The sequence below is a fragment of the Halomonas sp. McD50-4 genome, from assembly GCF_022348135.1.
Classification (GTDB): domain Bacteria; phylum Pseudomonadota; class Gammaproteobacteria; order Pseudomonadales; family Halomonadaceae; genus Vreelandella; species Vreelandella piezotolerans.
The window spans coordinates 1-4,020 of the sequence record NZ_JAKRFG010000031.1; the positions used below are offsets into that span (position 1 = coordinate 1).

A 4,020-nucleotide genomic window follows, 5' to 3' on the forward strand; every position below is an offset into this window, starting at 1 on the left:
AAATCCTGTCGCAAGACGACCAGACGGCCGAGCTGCGGTTCAACTGGCACACGCTGAGCCACCGCTACAAGAAGACGGACAGCTTCTTCGGCACGAGCTTCTACACCCTGGACGTCTCGGGCGAGCGTCCGCTAATCACAAGAAAAGTCGTGCAGCTGAACAACGACTACATCCATCAAGTCATCGACGTGTATCACGTGTGACTCGATGGGAGAGGAGATTTCATCATGAGCTATACCATTGCCCTCAACTTCGAAGACGGCGTGACGCGTTTCATCGGCTGTAAAGAAGGGGAAACCGTTCTTGACGCGGCGTACCGCCAGAAAGTGAATCTTCCGATGGACTGTTCCGACGGCGTATGCGGCACCTGCAAAGGCCACTGCGAGCAGGGCGAGTTCGATATGGGCGACGAGTATCTGGAGGAGGCGCTCTCTGATGAAGAAGCGGCCGAAGGCCAAGTGCTGACCTGCCAGATGGTGCCCTCTTCAGACTGCGTTATCCAAGTGCCCGTCGCGTCTACGATGTGTAAAACCCAGGTGGGCAAGGTCGAGGGAACGGTCGCTGCCGTCGAGCAGCTCTCCGAAGACAGCATCGAGCTGGTGGTCGAACTGGAGGAGGGTCAGGAGCTTGCCTTTTTGCCTGGCCAGTACATCCATATCGATGTGCCTGGCACGGAGCTGCATCGCTCTTACTCTTTTAGCTCTCAGCCAGGCGATCAGCGGGCCACGTTCCTGATTCGCAATATCCCCAATGGGGTGATGAGTGGCTATCTGACCGACCGTGCCGCCGTGGGTGACAAGCTTACACTGACAGGCCCGTTAGGCAGCTTTTACCTACGTGAAGTCACGCGCCCGATACTGATGCTGGCAGGCGGTACGGGGCTGGCACCCTTTTTGTCCATGCTAGCGCAGCTGGTCGAGAAGGGCTGTGACGCGCCCATCCACATGATTTACGGCGTCAATAAAGACGATCATCTGGTAAAAATCGACGCCTTGGAGGCGATCGCGGAGAAGCTGCCCAGCTTTAGCTACGCCACCGTGGTGGTGGATGAGGCCAGCGAGCACCCGCGAAAAGGGTATGTGACCCACCATATGGATGCCGCCGTGATGCATGACGGAGATGTGGATGTGTACTTGTGTGGGCCGCCTCCAATGGTCGACGCAGTGCTCAAGCATTTCGACACGGAAGGCATCGAACCGCAAAGCTTCCACTATGAAAAGTTTACGCCTAACCAGGCAGGAGCGTCAGCATGAGCGATCAACGTTTGGATAGGGCTCGATTTCAGGACCGAGTAATGATCGTCACCGGGGCCGCTCAAGGGATTGGGCGGCGGGTGGCCGAACGTGCGGCGATGGAAGGCGCACGCCTGGTGCTGGTAGACCGCTCTGACTATATCCACGAGGTCGTGGAAGACATCCGTCAGGTCAGTCGTGAGGTGGTGGCGGTACAAGCAGACCTGGAGACCTGGGCAGGTGCCGAGCAGGCGATGCAGTCGGCGGTCACCGCGTTTGGGCGTATCGATATTTTGATCAATAACGTGGGGGGCGCCATCAATTTCAAACCCTTCACGGAGTTTAGCGAAGCGCAAATTTCCGCAGAGATCACCCGCTCCCTGATGCCGACGCTATGGTGCTGCCGCGCGGCGCTGCCAACGATGGTGTCCCAGGGCGCGGGTGTGATCGTCAACGTCTCTTCCGTGGCGGCACGCGGGATTCATCGTATCCCTTACTCGGCGGCCAAGGGCGGTGTCAACGCACTCACTGAGTCGCTGGCTTTTGAGTACGCTGAGGCAGGCATTCGTGTCGTGGCGGCGGGCATTGGCGGCACCGAAGCGCCACCCCGTCGCATCTCTCGTGGAACGCCCGAGCCCAGTAATGACACCGAGCGCGCTTGGTTCCAAGCCCACATCGACCAGACCAAGCAAAGTTGTTTGATGAAGCGTTACGGCACGCTCGATGAGATGGCCGCCCCCATTCTGTTTCTGGCGTCCGATGAGGCGAGCTACATCACAGGGAGCGTTCTACCGGTCGGTGGGGGTGATCAAGGCTAATCGAACCGTTAGCCATCGTCGTAAAGCCGTTGTCAAAATAACGCTAAATACTACAAAAAACCCTGGAGCACACCGTGAAACATATAGAAAAAGGCGTGAGCCTACGGCATGCGCCTCGCGATTTTCTACGTGACCTCAATGCTGACAATGCCAGTACAGGGTTAGTCGCCGGCATCTTAGGTCTCAGCGTTGGCGTCGTCCATATCAGTGCGGGCACGTCAGCAGGTCTCGACCCCTCCTTCATCATGATCTGGGTCATCAGCTATTTGATGATCAACGGTTTGTTTGGGCTGTTCATGCCCGCTTACTACCGTTTACCGCTGCCGATGGCAAATTCCATTCCAGGCGCGCTGATGTTTGCCGCGGTCATTCCGGTGATCGGGCTAGAAGCGGCCTTGGGCGCTGGTCTTATCGCTGGCATCATTACGCTGATAGCGGGCGTGACCGGTGTCATGGGCATCGTGATGCGGTTGATACCGATGCCGATCGTGATGGGCATGGTCGGCGGTATGCTGCTTAGCTTTGGGCTCAACATGGTCAAGCCGCTGGAAAACGCGATGGTGCCAGCCGCGATCATGATGTTGGCTTTCTTTATCTCGGCGAGAGTCTTGCGCAAAATTCCCCCGCTCATCATCGCCATGGCGGCAGGGCTTACTTACCTGACAGTCACCGGAGTGGATCTTTCGGGAATCCAAGCGACCATCCGGTTTCCGGAGTTCATTCTGCCGACGTTCACTCTGGAGGCGTTTCTCACCTATGGGTTGCCGCTCGCGATTATCCTGGTCGGGATGGAGACGCCGGCAGGCGTGGGCTTGGTCAAAGGAATGGGCTATAAGGACGCTCCCGCGAACGCGATCACGGCCGTGGGTGGCATCGGAACCATCGTGTCATCGTTCTTCAATCTACACAGTACTTGCATCGCGGCACCCATGACCGGGGTATGCGCCTCACCGGAGGCCGGTGCCCATGACAAACGCTGGGTCGCAGCGGTCATTGCCGGGGCTATTTTTATCGTGGCGGCGCCTTTCTATGGTTATGTGGTCAGCCTGCTGGAAGCCACGCCTCGCTACTTCATCACCATCATCGCTGGCTTGGCGCTGATGCGTGTCATCACGTCCTCCATGACCATTGCGTTTGCGGGCAAGAAGCACGAAGTAGGAGCGCTGTTCGCCTTTTTAATTGCCGCTTCTGGTATTCAAATATTGGGAATCGGCGCAACGTTCTGGGCCCTGGTCCTTGGAGTGGTAGTATCGGCCATTTTTGAAACCAAAGATTTTGACTTCATGTTTACGCGTAGAGCGGCCCAGAAACATAGCGGATAGCAAGTTCTGCTTTGTTACTCTTTTGATGCGTTTGGCCCGTACATGCTTAGGCAGTGCGGGCTTTTTTCTATGGATGCCCGTTGAGACCTTTGTGCTTTGGTCGTATCCCACCCCGACTTTGGACAGAGTGTGTTGGCCGTTCCTAGCCCATCCTTACCTGCGCGACGGGATATACTCGATAATGCGTTGAGAGGTGGGTTTATTTGTTAGCTTGCTATCATTTTGTTTGGTTTTTTATTAAATAAAAACAAAAGGTTGTGCTTTTCGTGTGATGTCCTGTGTGCGACCGCACAAAAAACGAACGCTGCTTGAGATACCTTCGAAGTATGGGTGAGAACTCAAACGATATTGGTCTGTTAATGGGTGTTTGTTCGATATTGTCGTGAAGAGTACAGAGACACAGTGTCCTCATGTCCTAAGTAGATACTCAATCACTTCATCGACAAACGTCCATTCGGTGATTGGGAGATAAATAACGATAAAACTAACAATAGGCTTTAACCATGACCGTAAAAATCTTTGACACGCCCGAGGTTCAAGACTTTCTCAACGCCGTGGCCGGCCTGGACCAGGCAGGCGGCAACGACCGCGCCAAGCAGATCGTGCATCGCCTGGTGGGCGACCTGTTCAAACTGATCGACGACTTCG

The 4,020-nt window shown here is 55.6% G+C and carries 4 protein-coding genes; all 4 read left to right on the forward strand.

The genetic code is table 11. The features are described 5' to 3' along the window. A partial coding sequence (locus MHM85_RS18175) for an aromatic-ring-hydroxylating dioxygenase subunit beta (protein ID WP_275443623.1) occupies nucleotides 1-203 on the forward strand: 203 nt, incomplete at its 5' end. A gap of 24 nt (nucleotides 204-227) precedes the next feature. Beyond that, nucleotides 228-1,253 (forward strand): benzoate 1,2-dioxygenase electron transfer component BenC, encoded by a 1,026-nt coding sequence (gene benC, locus MHM85_RS18180; RefSeq protein ID WP_275443624.1) that lies wholly within the window; start codon nucleotides 228-230, stop codon nucleotides 1,251-1,253. Next, a complete protein-coding gene (gene benD / locus MHM85_RS18185; RefSeq protein WP_219862156.1) occupies nucleotides 1,250-2,050 on the forward strand; it encodes a benzoate diol dehydrogenase BenD in 801 nt (266 codons plus the stop codon). Before benC ends, benD begins: the two co-directional genes overlap by 4 nt. Nucleotides 2,051-2,124: 74 nt before the next feature. Next, nucleotides 2,125-3,372: a benzoate/H(+) symporter BenE family transporter gene (locus MHM85_RS18190; RefSeq protein WP_219862153.1), complete on the forward strand. Its 1,248-nt coding sequence runs from the start codon at nucleotides 2,125-2,127 to the stop codon at nucleotides 3,370-3,372. Nucleotides 3,373-4,020 lie beyond the last annotated feature (648 nt).

Excerpts from the sequence above, each read along its gene's own strand:
- benC (WP_275443624.1), top strand. The coding sequence starts at position 228 with ATGAGCTATACCATTGCCCTCAACTTCGAAGACGGCGTGACGCGTTTC.
- benD (WP_219862156.1), top strand. The coding sequence starts at position 1,250 with ATGAGCGATCAACGTTTGGATAGGGCTCGATTTCAGGACCGAGTAATG.